This window comes from Streptomyces aurantiaciflavus (assembly GCF_049808595.1).
Taxonomy (GTDB): Bacteria; Actinomycetota; Actinomycetes; order Streptomycetales; family Streptomycetaceae; genus Streptomyces.
The window spans coordinates 147,799-166,847 of sequence record NZ_JBNCAQ010000018.1 but is presented as its reverse complement, the minus strand read 5'-3'; the positions used below and the strand labels follow the sequence as shown (position 1 = coordinate 166,847).

Genomic DNA, 19,049 nt, shown 5'->3' with positions numbered 1-19,049 from the left:
GACATGGAATCATGGCGGGCAACGGCTCAACCGTTGGGTCGTTGCCTTGCGTTGGCGATGGCACAGGACCACGGCCGCAGCCTTCAGGGGGAGGAACGATGGCGGACAGCTTCGGACCGATGCGTGACGGGGATGCCGACGACGGCGTCGTCGGCATGGGCCCGGATGCGGGAACTCCCCGCAAGGAGCCGATCAGAGTCCTTGTGGTGGACGATCACGCCTTGTTCCGTCGCGGACTGGAGATCGTGCTCGCGGCCGAGGAGGACATCCAGGTCGTGGGTGAGGCGGGCGATGGCGCAGAGGCCGTGGAAAAGGCGGCCGATCTGCTGCCGGACATCGTGCTGATGGACGTGCGGATGCCCAAGCGCGGTGGTATCGAGGCGTGCACGTCCATCAAGGAGGTGGCTCCCAGCGCGAAGATCATCATGTTGACGATCAGCGATGAGGAAGCCGATCTCTATGAAGCGATCAAGGCGGGCGCGACGGGATATCTCCTGAAGGAGATCTCCACGGACGAGGTCGCGACGGCCATTCGCGCGGTGGCGGACGGGCAGTCGCAGATCAGTCCGTCCATGGCGTCGAAACTCCTCACCGAGTTCAAGTCGATGATCCAGCGGACCGATGAGCGCCGGCTCGTTCCGGCGCCGCGGTTGACGGACCGTGAGCTGGAAGTGCTGAAGCTTGTCGCTACGGGGATGAACAACCGGGACATCGCCAAGGAGTTGTTCATCTCCGAGAACACCGTGAAGAACCATGTGCGCAACATCCTGGAGAAGCTGCAGCTGCACTCCAGGATGGAGGCGGTGGTGTACGCGATGCGGGAGAAGATCCTCGAGATTCGGTAGTTCCGGGTCGTTCCGGGGGGAAGCCCGTAGTTCTGGTGGTTCCGGCAGTTCCGGCAGTTCCAGCGGCTTCGGTGGTCTCAGCGGTCCCGGTGGCCCTGGTGGGGCTCAGGCGAGGGCGCGGGCGAGTTCCGTGGTGAGGGGTTCGCGCAGTTCCGGGGCGTCCACGCGTTCGACGCGTACGTCCGTGCAGTCGACCCAGGTCGCCGCTTCGATGAGGGCCTGCGCCACCGCGGGGACGGCCTTCGCGCTGTCCAGGGTGACCTGTTTGGCGACGAGGGTGCGGCCCTCGCGGGCCGGGTCGACGCGGCCGACGAGTTGTCCGCCGGCCAGCACCGGCATCGCGAAGTAGCCGTAGACCCGCTTCGGTTTGGGGACGTACGCCTCCAGGCGGTGGGTGAAGCCGAAGATGCGCTCGGTGCGGGCCCGCTCCCAGATGAGGGAGTCGAAGGGGGACAGGAGCGTGGTGCGGTGGCGGCCGCGGGGTGCTGTCTCCAGGGCTGCCGGGTCGGCCCAGGCCGGTTTGCCCCAGCCTTCGACGGTGACGGGGACCAGGCCGGAGTCGGCGATCACCGCGTCGACCTGTTCGCCCTTGAGGCGGTGGTAGTCGGCTATGTCCGCGCGGGTGCCGACGCCGAGGGACTGGCCGGCCAGGCGGACCAGACGGCGCAGGCATTCGGTGTCGTCCAGTTCGTCGTGCAGGAGGTCGGCGGGGACGGCGCGTTCGGCGAGGTCGTAGACGCGTTTCCAGCCGCGGCGTTCGACGCAGACCACCTCGCCGTACATCAGGGCGCGTTCCACGGCGACCTTGGTGCCGGACCAGTCCCACCATTCGCTGGTCTTCTTCGCGCCGCCCAACTCGGTGGCGGTGAGGGGGCCTTCGGTGCTCAGTTGCTTGATGACCTGGTCGTAGGTGCCGTCGGGCAGGGGGTGGTTCCAGTGGGGGCGGTTGCGGTAGGCGCGGCGGCGGAAGGCGAAGTGGGGCCATTCCTCGATGGGGAGGATGCAGGCGGCGTGGGACCAGTACTCGAAGGCGTGGGTGCCTTTCCAGTAGGCGTCCTCGACGGTCTTGCGGCCCGTGGCGCCCAGGCGGGCGTACGGGATGAGTTCGTGGGAGCGGGCGAGGACGGAGATGGTGTCCAGTTGGACGGCGCCGAGGTGGCGCAGGACGCCGCGGACGCCGGCTCTGCGGTCGGGGGCGCCGAGGAAGCCTTGTGCCCGTAGAGCGATGCGGCGGGCTTCGTCTGCGGAGAGCTGTGCGGGGCGCGGCGTCGTCATGGTGCGCACGATAGGGGACGGGTCTGACAGTGCGAGGTGAGCTGGGGTTTTGGGCTGGGGTGGGTGCGGTGGGAGTAGGGGCGAGGGCGATTTCGTCGGCCCTCGCTCACCGGGCGCGGGGAGAGGCAGATGTTCCGGCCGGCGCCTTCAGGCTCGCCCCCGTCGGGCGTCGGCCGTATCTGTCGGCGCGGGCAGGTACGGCGCCGTTGAGGGCAGGCCGAGGTCCGAGGGGAGGAGGGAGGCCACCCAGCAGTCTCGGCGTACGCCCTTGTTGCTGATCGCGGAGCGCAGGGTGCCTTCCAGGGTGAATCCGGCGTTTTCCGCCACCGCGCGGGAGGCGGTGTTGCCTACTTCGGCGCGCCATTCGACGCGGTCGACGGCGAGGTCGGTGAAGGCCCAGCGGGAGGCGGTGAGGGTGGCCTCGGTGGTGTAGCCGTGGCCGCGGTGTTCCTTGGTGGCCCAGAAGCCGACCTCGGCGGTGCCCGGGGAGCGCATTGTGAGGCTGAGCACGCCGGTGAGGGTGTGGTCGGGGAGGAACACGCCGAAGGTGAACATCGAGCCGTTGGCCCAGCCTTCCGGGGCCAGTTGTTCGGTGAAGCTGCGGGCGTGTTCGGGGAGGTAGGGGGAGGGGATGGTGGTCCAGCGCTGGATGTCGGGGTCCTGGGCGGCGGCGTGGACCGCGTCGGTGTCCTGGGGGCCGAGCGGGCGCAGGACGAGGCGGGCGGTGGGGAGGGTGACGGGCTCCATCGGCTGATTCTGTGCAAAGGTGCCGCGTGGGCGCCATGTTTTCGCGGTGCGTGAGCAGGCGATCACAATTCGCTCAATTCGTTTGCCGGATCCGGCACCATCCGCGCGCTCCGGCCGTTGTCCCCTGTGAAGAAGGAAAATCCAGGCCGTGCGCGGCTGAGCGCGGTCCTCGTCGTGCCAGGCCTCCCGGCGTGGTGGGGTCCTCGCATACGATGGCCGTTGCTCAGTAAGTCAAATGGAAACCGACCGTCCCAGGCCCGACCGGCAAGGAGACCAACCCCCGTGTCCGTCCTCTCGAAGATCATGCGTGCAGGCGAAGGCAAGATCCTGCGCAAGCTGCACCGCATCGCGGACCAGGTCAACTCCATCGAAGAGGACTTCGTCGACCTCTCCGACGCCGAGCTGCGGGCCCTCACCGATGAGTACAAGCAGCGGTACGCCGATGGTGAGAGCCTCGACGACCTGCTTCCGGAGGCGTTCGCCACGGTGCGTGAGGCGGCCAAGCGTGTCCTCGGCCAGCGTCACTACGACGTGCAGATGATGGGCGGTGCCGCCCTGCACATGGGCTACGTCGCCGAGATGAAGACCGGTGAGGGCAAGACCCTGGTGGGTACGCTGCCCGCCTATCTGAACGCCATCTCCGGTGACGGCGTGCACCTCATCACGGTCAACGACTACCTGGCCGAGCGCGACTCGGAGATGATGGGCCGCGTCCACAGGTTCCTGGGCCTGAGCGTCGGCTGCATCCTCGCGAACATGACGCCGGCGCAGCGCCGCGAGCAGTACAGCTGCGACATCACGTACGGCACGAACAACGAGTTCGGCTTCGACTACCTCCGCGACAACATGGCGTGGTCGAAGGACGAACTCGTCCAGCGCGGGCACAACTTCGCCATCGTCGACGAGGTCGACTCCATCCTCATCGACGAGGCCCGTACGCCGCTGATCATCTCTGGCCCGGCCGACCAGGCCACGAAGTGGTACGGGGACTTCGCGAAGCTGGTGACGCGCCTCAAGCGCGGCGAGGCCGGCAACCCGCTGAAGGGCTTGGAGGAGACCGGCGACTACGACGTCGACGAGAAGAAGCGCACGGTCGCCATCCACGAGGCCGGTGTCTCCAAGGTCGAGGACTGGCTGGGCATCGACAACCTGTACGAGTCGGTGAACACGCCGCTGGTGGGCTACCTGAACAACGCCATCAAGGCGAAGGAGCTCTTCAAGAAGGACAAGGACTACGTCGTCATCGACGGCGAGGTCATGATCGTCGACGAGCACACGGGCCGTATCCTCGCCGGCCGCCGTTACAACGAGGGCATGCACCAGGCGATCGAGGCGAAGGAAGGGGTGGACATCAAGGACGAGAACCAGACGCTCGCCACGATCACCCTGCAGAACTTCTTCCGCCTCTACAGCAAGCTCTCCGGCATGACCGGTACGGCGATGACCGAGGCCGCCGAGTTCCACCAGATCTACAAGCTCGGTGTGGTGCCGATCCCGACGAACAAGCCGATGGTCCGTAAGGACCAGTCGGACCTGATCTACCGCACCGAGGTCGCGAAGTTCGAGGCGGTCGTCGACGACATCGCGGAGAAGCACGAGAAGGGCCAGCCGATCCTCGTCGGTACGACGTCGGTCGAGAAGTCCGAGTACCTGTCGCAGCAGCTCAGCAAGCGGGGCATCCAGCACGAGGTGCTGAACGCCAAGCACCACGAGCGTGAGGCGCAGATCGTCGCCCAGGCCGGCCGCCGGGGCGCGGTGACCGTGGCCACGAACATGGCGGGTCGTGGTACGGACATCAAGCTGGGCGGCAACCCCGAGGACCTCGCCGAGGCGGAGCTGCGTCAGCGCGGCCTCGACCCCGAGGAGCACATCGAGGAGTGGGCGCACGCCCTGCCGGCTGCTCTGGAGAAGGCCGAGCAGGCCGTCAAGGCGGAGAAGGAAGAGGTCGAGGAGCTCGGCGGCCTGTACGTGCTGGGCACCGAGCGGCACGAGTCGCGTCGTATCGACAACCAGCTGCGTGGTCGTTCCGGCCGTCAGGGCGACCCGGGTGAGTCCCGTTTCTATCTGTCGCTCGGTGACGATCTGATGCGGCTGTTCAAGGCGCAGATGGTCGAGCGCGTGATGTCCATGGCGAACGTGCCGGACGACGTGCCGATCGAGAACAAGATGGTCACGCGCGCGATCGCATCCGCGCAGTCGCAGGTCGAGCAGCAGAACTTCGAGACGCGTAAGAACGTCCTGAAGTACGACGAGGTCCTCAACCGGCAGCGTGAGGTCATCTACGGCGAGCGGCGCCGGGTTCTGGAGGGCGAGGACCTGCACGAGCAGATCCAGCACTTCATGGACGACACGATCGACGCGTATGTCGCCGCGGAGACCGCCGAGGGCTTCGCGGAGGACTGGGACCTGGACCGTCTGTGGGGCGCTTTCAAGCAGCTCTACCCGGTGAAGGTCGTCATCGACGAGCTGGAGGAGGCGGCCGGTGACCGGGCCGGTCTGACGGCCGAGTTCATCGCCGAGTCCATCAAGGACGACATCCACGAGCAGTACGAGGCGCGGGAGGCGCAGCTCGGCTCCGAGATCATGCGTGAGCTGGAGCGGCGGGTCGTGCTGTCGGTGCTGGACCGCAAGTGGCGTGAGCACCTCTACGAGATGGACTACCTCCAGGAGGGCATCGGTCTGCGCGCGATGGCGCAGAAGGACCCGCTGGTGGAGTACCAGCGTGAGGGCTTCGACATGTTCACCGCGATGATGGACGGCATCAAGGAGGAGTCCGTCGGCTACCTGTTCAACCTGGAGGTCCAGGTCGAGCAGCAGGTCGAGGAGGTTCCGGTCGAGGACGCCGCGCCGGTCGACATGGAGAAGCAGGACGCGGTGCCGGCGCAGGCGAGCGGGCGCCCGGAGATCCGTGCCAAGGGGCTGGACGTCCCGCAGCGGCGGAACCTGCACTTCTCGGCGCCGACGGTGGACGGCGAGGGCGGCACCATCGAGGGCGACTTCGTCGGGGACGAGGAGCCGGTTCGTTCCGAGGCCGACGGTCTCACGCGCGCGGAGCGGCGCAAGCAGGCGAAGGCCGGGCGGCGTCGTAAGAAGTAGTCGTAGGAAGGGCCGGAAGCGGCAGCACCAGAAGTAGGGGGCTGCGGGGCTGGTCTGTGGGTTTGAGGGCCGGGTCACCTGAGGGTGGTCCGGCCCTTCGGCTTGTGCCGGGGTCAGTCGTCGGCGGTCTGGGGCCTGCGGGGGCCGCCGAGTTCTACGGCGGTGCAGCGCCAGCGGCGGTCGGGGCCGAGTTCCAGGCGGAAGGCCATCGCGCGCAGCCGGTCGCCGGCGCCGATGCGGGCGAAGGCCTCGATGGCGCCGGGGCGGGGGACGAAGTAGCCGATGTCGCGGACGACCGGGCGGGTGCCGTGGGCGGTGCGCAGGGGGCCGCGTTCGGCGAGGTGGGCGAGGTCGTCGTAGGCGCGGCCGATGGTGTGGCGGAGCATGTAGTGGACGGGGCGTTGGCCGCTGAGGACGGCGAGGAGGCGGTCGGCGAAGAGGTCGGTGGGGCGGGGCTGGGGCTGCTGGGCGAGGGACCCGCGTGGGCTTCGGGCGGGGTCGGGTGTGCGGGACGGTGAGGGGAGGGTGGGGGCGGTCGCCGGGCGGTTGTCGGTGGGGCGGGTGCGTGGGGAGCCGCCGGGTGAGGCCGGTGGGCGGCCGCCGGTGGGTGTCGTGCGGGAGGTTCCGCCCGGGGTGCGGGGTGGGGCGTCGGCGGGGCGGCGGGTGTCGCGGCGGCCCGGCGGGCGGCTGCCGGGGGTGCGCTGGGTCCTCGTCATGACCTTGTTCATGGGTGTCCCCGTTCGCTGGGCCCGGCCAATGTCTCTACCGGGCGGTAACTTGCGGTGCTGATCTTGTACGGGGACGCGGTGTGTGACGGCAAGGAAGCGGACGGTCGCGGTGGCGGTCCGGGGAGATTCACCTATCAGGGTGGTCGGGGGTGGGAAAACCGCGGGAAGGAGGGGTGTGGGGGGTGAGTTCCGAGGCCTGGGGTTGACGCTTTCCGGGGTGTGGGCGGGGACCCGAAAGGGGACTCCCGCACGTATCCTGAAGGCCCTCCGGGAGGGGCGGGACCTGACAAGACCTCCCCGGGGCGCGAGCGGAGACCTCCGACCAGGAAAGAGCGGCCCATCATGCGCGTCTATGTCCCCCTGACCCTCCCCGGTCTCGCCGAGGCGCACAAAACGGGAGAGCTGGGGTCCGGGCCGCTCGTCGCGTACGCCGTCACGCCCGCCCTGCGCGAGTGGTACCTCTCCGACGACATCGAGGAACTGGAGTACGCCGCCCTCAGCCGGGCCGCGCTCGCCTCGTTGCGGCTGCTGGCGGCCGACCCCGGCGCGCCGCGTCGGCGGGTCGTGGTCGCCGTCGACGTACCCGACGGCGCGGCCGCGGCAGACCCCGACCGGGGCCTCGACCCGGCGGCGCTCGGCGAGGTGCGGGTCGCCGGGGCCGTACCGCTGGCCAAGGCCGCCTCGGTGCATGTCGACGCCGGTGACGCGGAGACGGACGTGGCGGCCGCGGCCGACGCGCTGGCGGCGGCGGACGGCGGGGACGACGACGCGCAGTTCGTGGTGGACGGCGCCGAGGACCATGAGCTGCTGTGGTTCGCCACGCAGGAGATCCCCCACCTCGTGGGCTCCGGGGGCTGAGGTCGTCGCCGGTGACGAGCTGTGTCGTCGAGCCGGCGTTCTCCTGATTGTCAGTGGCGGCGGGTACGTTTGCGGGCATGGGGAAGTCAGCGGGGCACATCGTGTGGGACTGGAACGGCACGCTGTTCCACGACAACGACGCGATCATCGGGGCGACGAACGCGGCGTTCGCCGAGCTGGGGCTGGAGCCGATCACCTTGGAGCGCTATCGGGCGCTGTACTGCGTGCCGGTGCCCCAGTTCTACGAGCGGCTGATGGGCAGACTGCCCACGGACGCCGAGTGGGAGGTCATGGACGAGGTCTTCCACCGGTACTACGCCGAGCACCGGGTGCGGTGCGGGCTCACCGAGGGGGCGGCCGAGCTGCTCGCCGGATGGCGGTCGGCGGGCCGCAGTCAGTCCCTGCTCAGCATGTACGTCCACGACGAACTGGTGCCGCTGGTGCGCGGCTTCGGGATCGAGCCGCACTTCCTGCGGGTCGACGGGCGGACCGGGCCGTCCGGGGGCAGCAAGGCGGAGCACATGGTGCGCCACCTCCAGGCGCTGGCCGGGGTCGAGGCGGAGCGCACGGTGGTGATCGGGGACGCCGCCGACGACGCCGTCGCGGCGCTGCACGTGGGCGCGCGGGCCGTGCTGTACACCGGCGGATCGCACAGCCGGGCCAGTCTCGAGGCGGTGGGGGTGCCGGTGGTGGACACGCTGGAGGAGGCCGTCGAGGTGGCGGAGCGGACAGCCGCGTGAAAAGGGGTGCGGCGCCTCTGGAGGCGCCGCACCGGCAGCGGTCGCGGGGTGGGTGGGTCAGATCACCGGTGCCTTGGCGCGCAGGACCGTGAGGAACTCACGCATCCAGGCCGGGTGGTCCGGCCAGGCGCGGGAGGAGACCAGGGTGCCGTCGACCACCGCCTCGCTGTCCTGGAAGGTGGCGCCGGCGGTCTGCATGTCCAGCTCCAGCGCCGGATAGGCCGTGACGCGGCGGCCGCGGAGGCTTTCGGTCGCGGCGGTGAGGAGGGGGCCGTGACAGATCTGCGCGACCGGCTTGTCCGCGTCGAAGAACGACTTGAGGATCTTGCGCAGCTCGGGATCGTTGCGAAGGTACTCGGGGGCGCGGCCGCCGGGGATGACGACGGCGGCGTACTGGCCGGGGTCGACCTCGGAGAAGGCGAGGTCGGCGGGCCAGGTGTAGCCGGGTTTCTCGGTGTAGGTGTCGAAGCCGGGCTCGAAGTCGTGGACGACGAACCGGAGCTGTTTGCGGGTGGGGGCCGCGATGTGGACGTCGTAGCCCTCTTCGCGGAGGCGTTGGTAGGGGTAGAGGACCTCAAGGGACTCCGCTGCGTCGCCGGTGACGATGAGGATTTTCGCGGTCATGTCGGGCGGCTCCTCTCGGTGCGGGCGCTCTTCATTGGCAACGTGCCTCCTGGGGGCGGCCTTGCCAAGAGGTGGGCTGCTTTCAGAGTGCCTCCGGGGCGGGGCGCGCGGCGACTTTTCGCAAGGCCCCCTTCACACACCGCCCCCGGCCCCGCCCCTGTGCAGAACGTCAAACTTCCACCCCCTGTTTTGTACACATACGGCTCATGACGGGCCCCCCGTGGGGAGCGATAGCCTTGGTGGCGTGATCAGCGCGATATCTCGCGGGGGCGCTGTTGCCCCTGCCCCGCGCCCGGTGACCTCGGACGACATCCGTGGCCGGGCGGCAGTCGCTGGTCCTCGCGGGCGGGGCGGGGTCGCAACGACCCCCGGGATGCCGCACACACCCCGGAAGAAGGCGGCGCAGAGAGCAGCGTCACACCGCCGGGGAGCGTCGAGAATGGCTGATAACCCCCCGCTCATCTCACCTTGCGGCATAGCGTCGGAGCAGACCGGAGATCCCGGGCCGTGGCGTCGAGCCGCAGGGGAAGAGACCGTACTTCCTTCTACGTCACGCAACGGCGCGCGACAGGAGTCAGAGGACAATGCAGACCAAGCTGGACGAAGCCAAGGCCGAGTTGCTCGAGAGGGCGGCCCGGGTCGCTGAGAACAGTCCGGTCGGGGGGCACCTACCGACTGGGACGACGGGCGAGGACGGTCCGGGCATCCCGGACCACGACTCCGTGCTCTCGTTCCTCCAGCGCTACTACCTGCACACCGCTCCGGAGGACCTCACCGACCGCGACCCGGTCGACATCTTCGGAGCTGCCTTCTCCCACTACCGGCTGGCCGAGAACCGGCCACAGGGCACCGCGAACGTACGCGTCCACACCCCGACCGTCGAGGAGAACGGCTGGACCTGCAGCCACTCCGTCGTCGAGGTCGTCACCGACGACATGCCCTTCCTCGTCGACTCGGTGACGAACGAGCTGACCCGGCAGGGGCGGGGCATCCACCTCGTCGTCCACCCGCAGATCGTCGTCCGCCGCGATGTCACCGGCAAGCTCATCGAGGTGCTCGCCGCCGCGCCCGCCTCCCGGGACCTTCCGCACGACGCGCACGTCGAGTCGTGGATCCACGTCGAGATGGACCGCGAGACCGACCGCGCCGACCTCAAGCAGATCACCTCCGACCTGCTGCGCGTCCTGTCCGACGTCCGTGAGGCCGTGGAGGACTGGGAGAAGATGCGGGAGGCGGCCGTGCGGATCGCCGACCGGCTCGAAGAGGAGCCCGTCCCCGCCGACCTGCCCTCGCCCGACGTCGAGGAGGCCCGGGAACTGCTGCGCTGGCTCGCCGCCGACCACTTCACCTTCCTCGGCTACCGGGAGTACGAGCTGCGGGAGGACGACTCCCTCGCCGCCGTGCCCGGCACCGGCCTCGGCATCCTGCGCTCCGACCCGCATCACGCCGGCGGCGACAGCCACCCCGTCAGCCCCTCCTTCGAGCGGCTCCCCGCCGACGCCCGCGCCAAGGCACGCGAGCACAAGCTGCTCGTGCTGACCAAGGCCAACAGCCGGGCCACCGTGCACCGGCCGTCCTACCTCGACTACGTCGGCGTCAAGAAGTTCGACGCCGACGGCAACGTCGTCGGTGAGCGGCGCTTCCTCGGCCTGTTCTCCTCCGCCGCCTACACCGAGTCCGTCATGCGGGTCCCGGTCGTCCGGCGCAAGGTCGAGGCCGTCCTCAGGGGCGCCGGCTTCTCGCCCAACAGCCACGACGGACGCGACCTGCTCCAGATCATGGAGACCTACCCGCGCGACGAGCTGTTCCAGACGCCGGTGGACGAACTCCGGTCCATCGTCACGTCCGTTCTCTACCTGCAGGAGCGCAGGCGGCTGCGCCTCTACCTGCGGCAGGACGAGTACGGGCGCTACTACTCCGCCCTCGTCTACCTGCCCCGCGACCGTTACACCACCGGCGTCCGGCTGCGCATCATCGACATCCTCAAGGAGGAACTGGGCGGCATCAGCGTCGACTTCACCGCCTGGAACACCGAGTCGATCCTCTCCCGTCTGCACTTCGTCGTGCGGGTCCCGCCGGGCACCGAACTGCCCGAGCTGTCCGACAGCGACAAGGAGCGCATCGAGGCCCGGCTGGTCGAGGCCGCCCGCTCCTGGGCCGACGCGTTCGCCGAGGCGCTCACCGCCGAACTGGGCGAGGAGCGGGCCGCGGAGCTGCTGCGCCGCTACAACAACGCCTTCCCCGAGGGCTACAAGGCCGACCACACCCCGCGCTCCGCGGTCGCCGACCTCGTGCACCTCGAACGGCTCACCGAGGAGCAGAACTTCGCCCTCAGCCTGTACGAACCGGTGGGCGCCGGCCCCGGCGAGCGCCGCTTCAAGATCTACCGCAGGGGCGACGCGATCTCCCTGTCGGCCGTGCTGCCCGTGCTCAACCGCCTCGGCGTCGAGGTCATCGACGAACGGCCGTACGAGCTGCGCTCCGCCGACCGCAGCGTCTCCTGGATCTACGACTTCGGTCTGCGCCTGCCCCGCGCGCTGAGCGGCGCCAACGGCGACTACCTCGGTGACGACGGGCGCGAGCGGTTCCAGGAGGCGTTCGCCGCCACCTGGACCGGCAAGGCGGAGAACGACGGCTTCAACGCCCTCGTGCTGGGCGCCGGGCTGACCTGGCGGCAGGCGATGGTGCTGCGCGCGTACGCCAAGTACCTGCGGCAGGCCGGTTCCACCTTCAGCCAGGACTACATGGAGGACACCCTCCGCACGAACGTCCACACCACCCGGCTGCTGGTGTCGCTGTTCGAGGCACGGATGTCGCCGGAGCGGCAGCGCGCCGGGCTGGAGATCGTCGACGCGCTCCTGGAGGAGCTGGACGCCGCCCTCGACCAGGTGGCCTCCCTCGACGAGGACCGGATCCTGCGGTCCTTCCTCACCGTCATCAAGGCGACCCTGCGCACCAACTTCTTCCAGCGGACCGCGGAGGGCACGTCGCACGACTACGTGTCCATGAAGTTCGACCCGCAGGCCATCCCCGACCTGCCGGCGCCGCGCCCCGCCTTCGAGATCTGGGTGTACTCGCCGCGGGTGGAGGGCGTGCACCTCAGGTTCGGGAAGGTCGCGCGCGGTGGTCTGCGCTGGTCCGACCGGCGTGAGGACTTCCGCACCGAGATCCTCGGCCTGGTCAAGGCGCAGATGGTGAAGAACACCGTCATCGTGCCGGTCGGCGCCAAGGGCGGCTTCGTCGCCAAGCAGCTGCCCGACCCGGGCGTGGACCGCGACGCGTGGATGGCCGAGGGCGTCGCCAGCTACAAGACCTTCATCTCCGCGCTGCTCGACATCACCGACAACATGGTCGCCGGGGAGGTCGTGCCGCCGGCCGACGTCGTCCGGCACGACGAGGACGACACCTACCTGGTGGTCGCCGCCGACAAGGGCACCGCGACGTTCTCCGACATCGCCAACGCGGTCGCCCAGTCGTACGACTTCTGGCTCGGGGACGCCTTCGCCTCCGGCGGCTCCGCCGGCTACGACCACAAGGGCATGGGGATCACCGCCCGCGGCGCCTGGGAGTCCGTGAAGCGGCACTTCCGGGAGCTGGGCGTCAACACACAGGCCGAGGACTTCACCGTCGTCGGCATCGGCGACATGTCCGGTGACGTGTTCGGCAACGGCATGCTGCTCAGCGAGCACATCCGCCTGGTCGCCGCCTTCGACCACCGGCACATCTTCATCGACCCGCACCCCGACGCGGCGACCTCGTACGCCGAGCGCCGCCGCCTGTTCGAGCTGCCCCGCTCCAGCTGGGCCGACTACAACACCGGACTGCTGTCCGCCGGCGGCGGTGTCTTCCCCCGCACGGCGAAGGCGATCCCGGTCAACAGTCACATCCGGGAGGCCCTCGGCATCGAGGCGGGCGTCACCAAGCTGACCCCGGCCGACCTGATGAAGGCCATCCTCAAGGCGCCGGTGGACCTGCTGTGGAACGGCGGCATCGGCACGTACGTCAAGTCCAGCACGGAGTCGCACGCCGACGTCGGCGACAAGGCGAACGACGCCATCCGCGTCGACGGCGCCGACCTGCGGGTCAAGGTCGTCGGCGAGGGCGGCAACCTGGGCCTGACCCAGCTCGGCCGGATCGAGTTCGCCCGCGGCGGCGGCAGGATCAACACGGACGCCATCGACAACAGCGCGGGCGTGGACACCTCCGACCACGAGGTGAACATCAAGATCCTGCTCAACGGCCTGGTCACCGAGGGCGACATGACGGTCAAGCAGCGCAACAAGCTGCTCGCCGAGATGACCGACGAGGTCGGCCGGCTCGTCCTGCGCAACAACTACGCGCAGAACACGGCCATCGCCAACGCCCTCGCCCAGTCCAAGGACATGCTCCACGCCCAGCAGCGCTTCATCCGCCATCTGGTGCGCGAGGGCCACCTCGACCGGGCGCTGGAGTTCCTGCCCACCGACCGGCAGATCCGCGAGCGCCTCGGCGCCGGTCACGGCCTGACCGGCCCGGAGACGGCCGTACTGCTGGCCTACACGAAGATCACGGTGTCGGACGAGCTGCTGCACACCTCACTGCCCGACGACCCCCACCTGCGCGGTCTGCTGTACGCGTACTTCCCGACGGCGCTGCGCGAGCAGTTCGCCGAGCAGATCGAGCACCACCCGCTGCGCCGCGAGATCACCACGACCGTCCTCGTCAACGACACGGTCAACACCGGCGGTACGACCTACCTGCACCGGCTGCGGGAGGAGACCGGCGCCTCGCTCGAGGAGATCGTGCGGGCGCAGACCGCGGCCCGGGCGATCTTCTGCTCGGCGCCCGTGTGGGACGCGGTCGAGGCCCTCGACAACCAGGTCGAGGCCGATGTGCAGACCCGTATCCGCCTGCACTCGCGCCGCCTGGTCGAGCGCGGCACGCGCTGGCTGCTCAACAACCGGCCGCAGCCGCTCCAGCTCGCCGAGACCGTCGACTTCTTCGCCGACCGCGTCGAGCAGGTCTGGTCGCAGCTGACGAAGCTGCTGCGCGGCGCTGACCTGGAGTGGTGGCAGAAGATCTACGACGAGTTGACGGGCGCCGGCGTGCCCGACGAGCTCGCCACGCGGGTGGCCGGGTTCTCGTCCGCCTTCCCGGCGCTCGACATCGTGTCGGTGGCCGACCGTATGGGCAAGGACCCGCTGGACGTCGCCGAGGTGTACTACGACCTCGCCGACCGGCTGCACATCACGCAGCTCATGGACCGCATCATCGAGCTGCCGCGCGCCGACCGCTGGCAGTCCATGGCCCGCGCGTCCATCCGTGAGGACCTGTACGCGGCCCACGCGGCGCTGACCGCGGACGTCCTGGCCGTCGGCAACGGCACCTCGACGCCCGAGCAGCGCTTCAAGTCCTGGGAGCAGAAGAACGCGGCGATCCTGGGCCGGGCGCGGACCACGCTGGAGGAGATCCAGGGGTCGGAGACGTTCGACCTGGCCAACCTGTCCGTGGCGATGCGGACGATGCGGACGCTGCTGCGGACGCATTCGTAGACATGTGGCGTCCGTGGGCATGTGGCGTCCGTCGGCGTGACGCGTTCCCAGGGACGCGGTGTCCGTAGGGACGCAAGAGGGCGCCCCCCGACGGTTCGGGGGGCGCCCTCGTGTCTGCCCGGCGCCAGTCCGGCCGGCCCGTCCGGTCAGGCGGCGGGCGTCGGGGCGGGCTTCTTCGGCTTGCCGCTGGTGAACTCCTCGTAGGCCTGCAGGACCTCCTCCGTCGGGCCGTCCATGCGCAGCTCGCCGCGCTCCAGCCACAGCACCCGCTCGCAGGTGTCGCGGATGGCGGCGTTGCTGTGGCTGACGAGGAAGACGGTGCCCGCGTGCGCGCGCATCTCCTTGATGCGCTCCGCCGAACGCGCCTGGAACCTCGCGTCACCGGTGGACAGCGCCTCGTCGATGAGCAGGACGTCGTGGTCCTTGGCGGCCGCGATGGAGAACCGCAGGCGGGAGCCCATGCCGGAGGAGTAGGTGCGCATCGGCAGGGAGATGAAGTCGCCCTTCTCGTTGATGCCGGAGAAGTCGACGATCTCCTGGTAGCGCTCCCTGATCTGCTCCCGGGACATGCCCATCGCCAGGCCGCCGAGATAGACGTTGCGCTCGCCGGTCAGGTCGCCCATGAGGGCCGCGTTGACGCCGAGCAGGGAGGGCTGGCCGTCGGTGTAGATCTTGCCGCGCTCCACCGGCTGCAGGCCCGCGACCGCCTTGAGCAGCGTCGACTTGCCGGAGCCGTTGGTGCCTATCAGACCGATCGCCTCGCCCTTGTAGGCGACGAAGGAGACGTTCTTGACCGCGTGCACGGTGCGGGTGCCCGCGGCCTTCTCGGCCTGCTTGCGGCGCAGGATGCGGTTGAGGGCGGCGGTCGCGGAGCCGCGGCCGGAGCCGGTGCCGTTGATCCGGTAGACGATGTCGACGCCGTCCGCGATGACGGTGGGAATCGGTTCGTCGGTCGGCTCGGTGAGCCTTGCGTTGTCAGCCACGGCCGTACGTCTCCTCAGCCTTCCAGAAGTAGATGAAACCGCCGACGCCGGCCACCAGGGCCCAGCCGGTCGCCCAGGCCCACACGTGCGGGGGCAGCTGGCTCGCCTTGAACGTGTCGATCAACGCGAAGCGCATCAGGTCGATGTAGACGGCGGCCGGGTTGGCCCGCAGCAGGTCGCCGACCCAGGCCGGCATGCCGTGGTGCTTGCTGATCAGGTTGTCGATGCTCCACATCACGCCCGAGATGTACATCCAGGTGCGCAGGATGAACGGCATCAGCTGGGCGATGTCCGGCGTCTCCGCCCCGAGGCGGGCCAGGATCATCGAGACGCCCGCGTTGAAGACGAACTGCAGCGCCAGGGCGGGCACCGCGAGGATCCAGGAGGGCGCGGGCGGAACGCCGACGCAGAACAGGATGATCACCAGCGCGGCCATCGAGAACAGCAGTTGCTGCAGCTGCTGCAGGCAGAACGAGATCGGCAGTGTCGCCCGCGGGAAGTGCAGGGCCCGCACCAGGCCGATGCTGCCGGAGATCGCCCGGGTGCCCGTCATGATCGAGCTCTGCGTGAACGTCCACACGAACACGCCCGTGACCAGGAACGGGATGAAGTCCGCCACGCCCTTCTTGGTCTCCAGCAGGACGCCGAAGATGAAGTAGTACACCGCCGCGTTCAGCAGCGGGGTCATGACCTGCCAGATCTGGCCGAGCTTCGCCTGGCTGTACTGCGCGGTGAGCTTGGCGGTGGCGAACGCGGTGATGAAGTGGCGGCGCTCCCACAGCTGGCGGATGTACTCCGGCAGGGGCGGGCGGGCACCGCTGACCTTGAGGCCGTGCCGGGCCGCGAGGGCCGCGAGGTCTTCGTGGACCGCGGGCCGCGTCTGGGGCGGTGTGTGGAGGACCTGGCTCACATCCGCTGCTTTCACTCGGGGGAGGGGGGTGTGCGTTTCGGCTCGCCGCCGATCGACCGGCGTCTTCTTACGGTTCTCTTGACGTTTTCTTACGTCGGAACGGGACCGTATCGTCGCAACGTGAGCGTAGGCCGAGTCGGCGTCGGAACGCAACCGTTTCGTCGTCACGGCGGCGCGGTCCCGTTGCGGCGCCGATACCTTTCCGTCGTGTGGACGAGATCGTTCCGTCCCGAGGACGAGACCGTCCCGTCGCGGCGACGGCACCGTCCCGTCGCGACATCCCCGCACGTCACACGTGGGGACGGGCCCGTATCGTCGTAACGCCCTATGCTGTTCCGCATGACGACGAACGCCGACGGGCACCAGACGCGTCCGCGCCGCCGGACCCCCGCGGGAGCGGCCGTGCTCCGGGAGGATGTGACCGAAGCCATCCGGGCGGCCGTGTTCGAGGAACTCGCGACCGTCGGCTACGCGCGCATGTCCATCGAGGGCATCGCCCGGCGCGCCGGCGTGGGCAAGACCGCCGTGTACCGGCGCTGGCGCTCCAAGCTGCACCTCGTACTGGACATCGTCTCGGCGATCGCCGTACAGGGCCTGCCGGCGCCGGAGACGGGGAGCCTGGAGAGCGACCTGCGGGTGCTGTACGAGGTGACGTCACGGGCGCTGCGCCATCCGGTGGCCTCGCAGATCATCCCGGACCTCCAGGCCGAGGCGGCCCGCAACCCCGAGATCGCCGAGGCGATGCAGAAGGCGCTGCGCGACGGGCAGGAGGGTGTCGCCCTGAAGATCGTGGCGGCGGCGACGCGGCGCGGTGAGGTGAGCGAGGACCTGGACGACGAGCTGGCGCTCGATCTGATCTCGGGCCCGCTTTACTGGCGTGCGGTGGTGATACGCAGCCCGAAGCTGCCCAAGGGGTACCTGGGCGCGCTGGCGCGGGCCACCGCCGAGGCGATCAAGGCGCTGTGAGCGGAGGGCTCGGGACGCCGTGACCGGGGTCGAGGTGGCATGAGAGTCGTGATGGCCGAGGACAACGCCCTGCTCAGGGAGGGTCTTGTCCTGCTGCTGACGTCGGCCGGGCACGAGGTGGTGGCCGTCGCCGGCTCCGGCCCCGAGATCCTGCCGGCGCTGCTGGAGCACCGGCCGGACGTGGCCGTGCTGGACGTCCGGATGCCGCCCGGCTTCCGTGACGAGGGGTTGCGGGCCGCCCTGGAGGCCCGCGAGCGCATCCCGGGCCTGCCGGTGCTGGTGCTGTCCCAGTACGTCGAGGAGGCGTACGCGGCCGAACTCCTCGGCGGGGGCGCGAGCGGCGTGGGCTACCTGCTGAAGGACCGCGTGGGCCGGGTGGACGAGTTCCTCGACGCGCTGGAGCGGATCGCCGCCGGCGGGACCGCCCTCGATCCCGAGGTCGTCACCGAGCTGATGACCCGCCGCAAGGACTCGCCGCTGGACTCCCTCACCCCGCGCGAGCGCGAGGTGCTGAAGCTGATGGCCGAGGGTCGTGACAACGCCACCATCGCGAACACTCTCGTCATCACCGAGCGGTCGGTCAGCAAACACATCGGCAACGTCTTCCTGAAGCTGGGCCTCCCCCCGAGCGACAGCGGCCACCGCAGGGTGCTGGCGGTGCTGGCGTACCTCAACAACGCGTAGGCGGCCCGGTTGGGCGCCCGGGCGGCGCTGTCGCCGTACGACGGCACGCGCCCGGCCGTGGCCGCCGACGCGGCGCCGGCACCGAGCCGGGCGCCGTGGTGCCCGTCCCCCGCCCCCGAAGGGACGGTCCTAGCCGCTCAGCCGCCGCGCCAGTTCGGTCAGCTCCTCCACGCGCAGGACTCGTGCGCCGAAGCCGGGCAAGGGGACGTGCAGGACCCGCGTCCATCGCCGCGGGACGGCGGCGGCGCCGTGCACCGCGCCGGCGAGGCCGCCGGTGACCGCGGCGACGGTGTCCGTGTCGCCCCCGAGGTCGACGGCGGCGCGGACGGCGTCCTCGTAGGAGGTGGTGGTGCGCAGCGCCCAGACGGCGGAGCCGAGGCAGGGCCAGACGGCCCCGTTGAACTCGGTGGCCAGGTCGGGGTGCCAGTCGGGGGCGAGGACGGTGGCGTAGCGGGCGCGGTGGTCGGGGTGGACCTCGGCCAGGATGTCCGGGAGCGCGGCCAGCGGGTCGGCTCCCGTCAGGGCGACCCGCAGCAGCTCGTGGAAGACCGCGGTGCCCTCCCAGGCCGCACGGTCGCCGTGGGTGAGCGCGGCGAGGCGGCGGGCGGCGTCCATGGTGGCGGCGCGGCCCCGCCGGGCGAAGTACACGCCGGAGGTGGCGGCCCGCATCAACGCGCCGTTACCCGCCGCCCGTTGGCTGACCTGGAAGTGCAGGGCGGCGGCCGTGTCCCACGGGTCGCCGCTGCTGAGGACCGCCTCGGTCTGCAGGCCGATGTCCTTGGGCTCGGCGGCCGCCCACCGCTGGAACCGCCGGAAGACGTCCGCCGGTTCCAGCCCGCCGCACTCCAGCAGGGACTCCCCGACGAGCACCGCCATCTGCGTGTCGTCGGTCGCCTCACCCGGGTCCCAGCCGCCGCCTCCGCACATCTCACCGCCGTGCCCGGCGGACGGGAAGCGGGCGGAGAAGGCCCCCTCCGGCCCGAACTCGAAGGGCGCGCCCAGCGCGTCCCCCACGGCGGAACCGACGACGGCGCCCACGGCACGCACGGGATCGATCACCGG

The 19,049-nt window shown here is 70.0% G+C and carries 14 protein-coding genes; 7 read left to right on the top strand and 7 right to left on the bottom strand.

All coding sequences use genetic code 11. The annotated features are described in order from the left end of the window. The first annotated feature begins 98 nt into the window (after nt 1–98). Entirely contained in the window at nt 99–845 is a 747-nt protein-coding gene (locus tag ACPT94_RS22750) for a response regulator (RefSeq protein ID WP_360345696.1), read from the top strand. A 105-nt stretch (nt 846–950) separates the two neighbouring features. Here the strand turns inward: ACPT94_RS22750 and ACPT94_RS22745 are convergent, their stop codons facing one another. Both ACPT94_RS22745 and ACPT94_RS22740 read right to left on the bottom strand, forming a co-directional pair. Further along, the gene (locus ACPT94_RS22745; RefSeq protein WP_425246699.1) at nt 951–2,120 is read right to left on the bottom strand and encodes a winged helix-turn-helix domain-containing protein; all 1,170 of its coding nucleotides are present in this window, start codon (nt 2,118–2,120) and stop codon (nt 951–953) included. A gap of 147 nt (nt 2,121–2,267) precedes the next feature. Next, a complete protein-coding gene (locus ACPT94_RS22740) occupies nt 2,268–2,867 on the bottom strand; it encodes a GNAT family N-acetyltransferase (RefSeq protein WP_425246698.1) in 600 nt (199 codons plus the stop codon). Between the two features lie 282 nt (nt 2,868–3,149). Between ACPT94_RS22740 and secA the strand changes: the two genes are divergently transcribed. Next, a complete protein-coding gene (gene secA / locus ACPT94_RS22735) occupies nt 3,150–5,963 on the top strand; it encodes a preprotein translocase subunit SecA (protein WP_425246697.1) in 2,814 nt (937 codons plus the stop codon). Nucleotides 5,964–6,076: 113 nt separating this feature from the next. Here the strand turns inward: secA and ACPT94_RS22730 are convergent, their stop codons facing one another. Beyond that, nucleotides 6,077–6,691 carry an Rv3235 family protein gene (locus ACPT94_RS22730; protein ID WP_425246696.1) on the bottom strand — a complete coding sequence of 205 codons (615 nt, stop codon included), beginning with the start codon at nt 6,689–6,691 and terminating at the stop codon, nt 6,077–6,079. 342 nt (nt 6,692–7,033) lie between these two features. Between ACPT94_RS22730 and ACPT94_RS22725 the strand changes: the two genes are divergently transcribed. Both ACPT94_RS22725 and ACPT94_RS22720 read left to right on the top strand, forming a co-directional pair. Continuing rightward, nucleotides 7,034–7,549, top strand: a complete 516-nt coding sequence (locus ACPT94_RS22725; RefSeq protein ID WP_425246695.1) for a DUF6912 family protein — start codon at nt 7,034–7,036, stop codon at nt 7,547–7,549. 77 nt (nt 7,550–7,626) lie between these two features. Further along, the gene (locus ACPT94_RS22720; protein WP_360345684.1) at nt 7,627–8,289 is read left to right on the top strand and encodes an HAD family hydrolase; all 663 of its coding nucleotides are present in this window, start codon (nt 7,627–7,629) and stop codon (nt 8,287–8,289) included. Between the two features lie 57 nt (nt 8,290–8,346). On the opposite strand, the gene ACPT94_RS22715 is transcribed toward ACPT94_RS22720, so the two are convergent. After that, nucleotides 8,347–8,913 carry a DJ-1/PfpI family protein gene (locus tag ACPT94_RS22715; protein ID WP_360345682.1) on the bottom strand — a complete coding sequence of 189 codons (567 nt, stop codon included), beginning with the start codon at nt 8,911–8,913 and terminating at the stop codon, nt 8,347–8,349. 584 nt (nt 8,914–9,497) lie between these two features. On the opposite strand from ACPT94_RS22715, the gene ACPT94_RS22710 reads away from it, so the two are divergent. Continuing rightward, a complete protein-coding gene (locus ACPT94_RS22710; RefSeq protein WP_425246694.1) occupies nt 9,498–14,444 on the top strand; it encodes an NAD-glutamate dehydrogenase in 4,947 nt (1,648 codons plus the stop codon). 146 nt (nt 14,445–14,590) lie between these two features. Here ACPT94_RS22710 and ACPT94_RS22705 read toward each other — a convergent pair whose 3' ends face one another. Continuing rightward, a complete protein-coding gene (locus tag ACPT94_RS22705) occupies nt 14,591–15,427 on the bottom strand; it encodes an ABC transporter ATP-binding protein (RefSeq protein ID WP_360345678.1) in 837 nt (278 codons plus the stop codon). Next, nucleotides 15,420–16,337: an ABC transporter permease gene (locus tag ACPT94_RS22700; protein WP_360345676.1), complete on the bottom strand. Its 918-nt coding sequence runs from the start codon at nt 16,335–16,337 to the stop codon at nt 15,420–15,422. The genes ACPT94_RS22705 and ACPT94_RS22700 overlap by 8 nt, the downstream gene beginning before the upstream one ends. A gap of 339 nt (nt 16,338–16,676) precedes the next feature. Here ACPT94_RS22700 and ACPT94_RS22695 point away from each other — a divergent pair, with 339 nt between their 5' ends. Beyond that, entirely contained in the window at nt 16,677–17,303 is a 627-nt protein-coding gene (locus ACPT94_RS22695; RefSeq protein ID WP_425246693.1) for a TetR/AcrR family transcriptional regulator, read from the top strand. Nucleotides 17,304–17,342: 39 nt separating this feature from the next. Continuing rightward, a complete protein-coding gene (locus ACPT94_RS22690) occupies nt 17,343–17,987 on the top strand; it encodes a LuxR C-terminal-related transcriptional regulator (RefSeq protein ID WP_360345672.1) in 645 nt (214 codons plus the stop codon). Nucleotides 17,988–18,116: 129 nt separating this feature from the next. On the opposite strand, the gene ACPT94_RS22685 is transcribed toward ACPT94_RS22690, so the two are convergent. Continuing rightward, entirely contained in the window at nt 18,117–19,046 is a 930-nt protein-coding gene (locus ACPT94_RS22685) for an ADP-ribosylglycohydrolase family protein (RefSeq protein ID WP_425246691.1), read from the bottom strand. Nucleotides 19,047–19,049 lie beyond the last annotated feature (3 nt).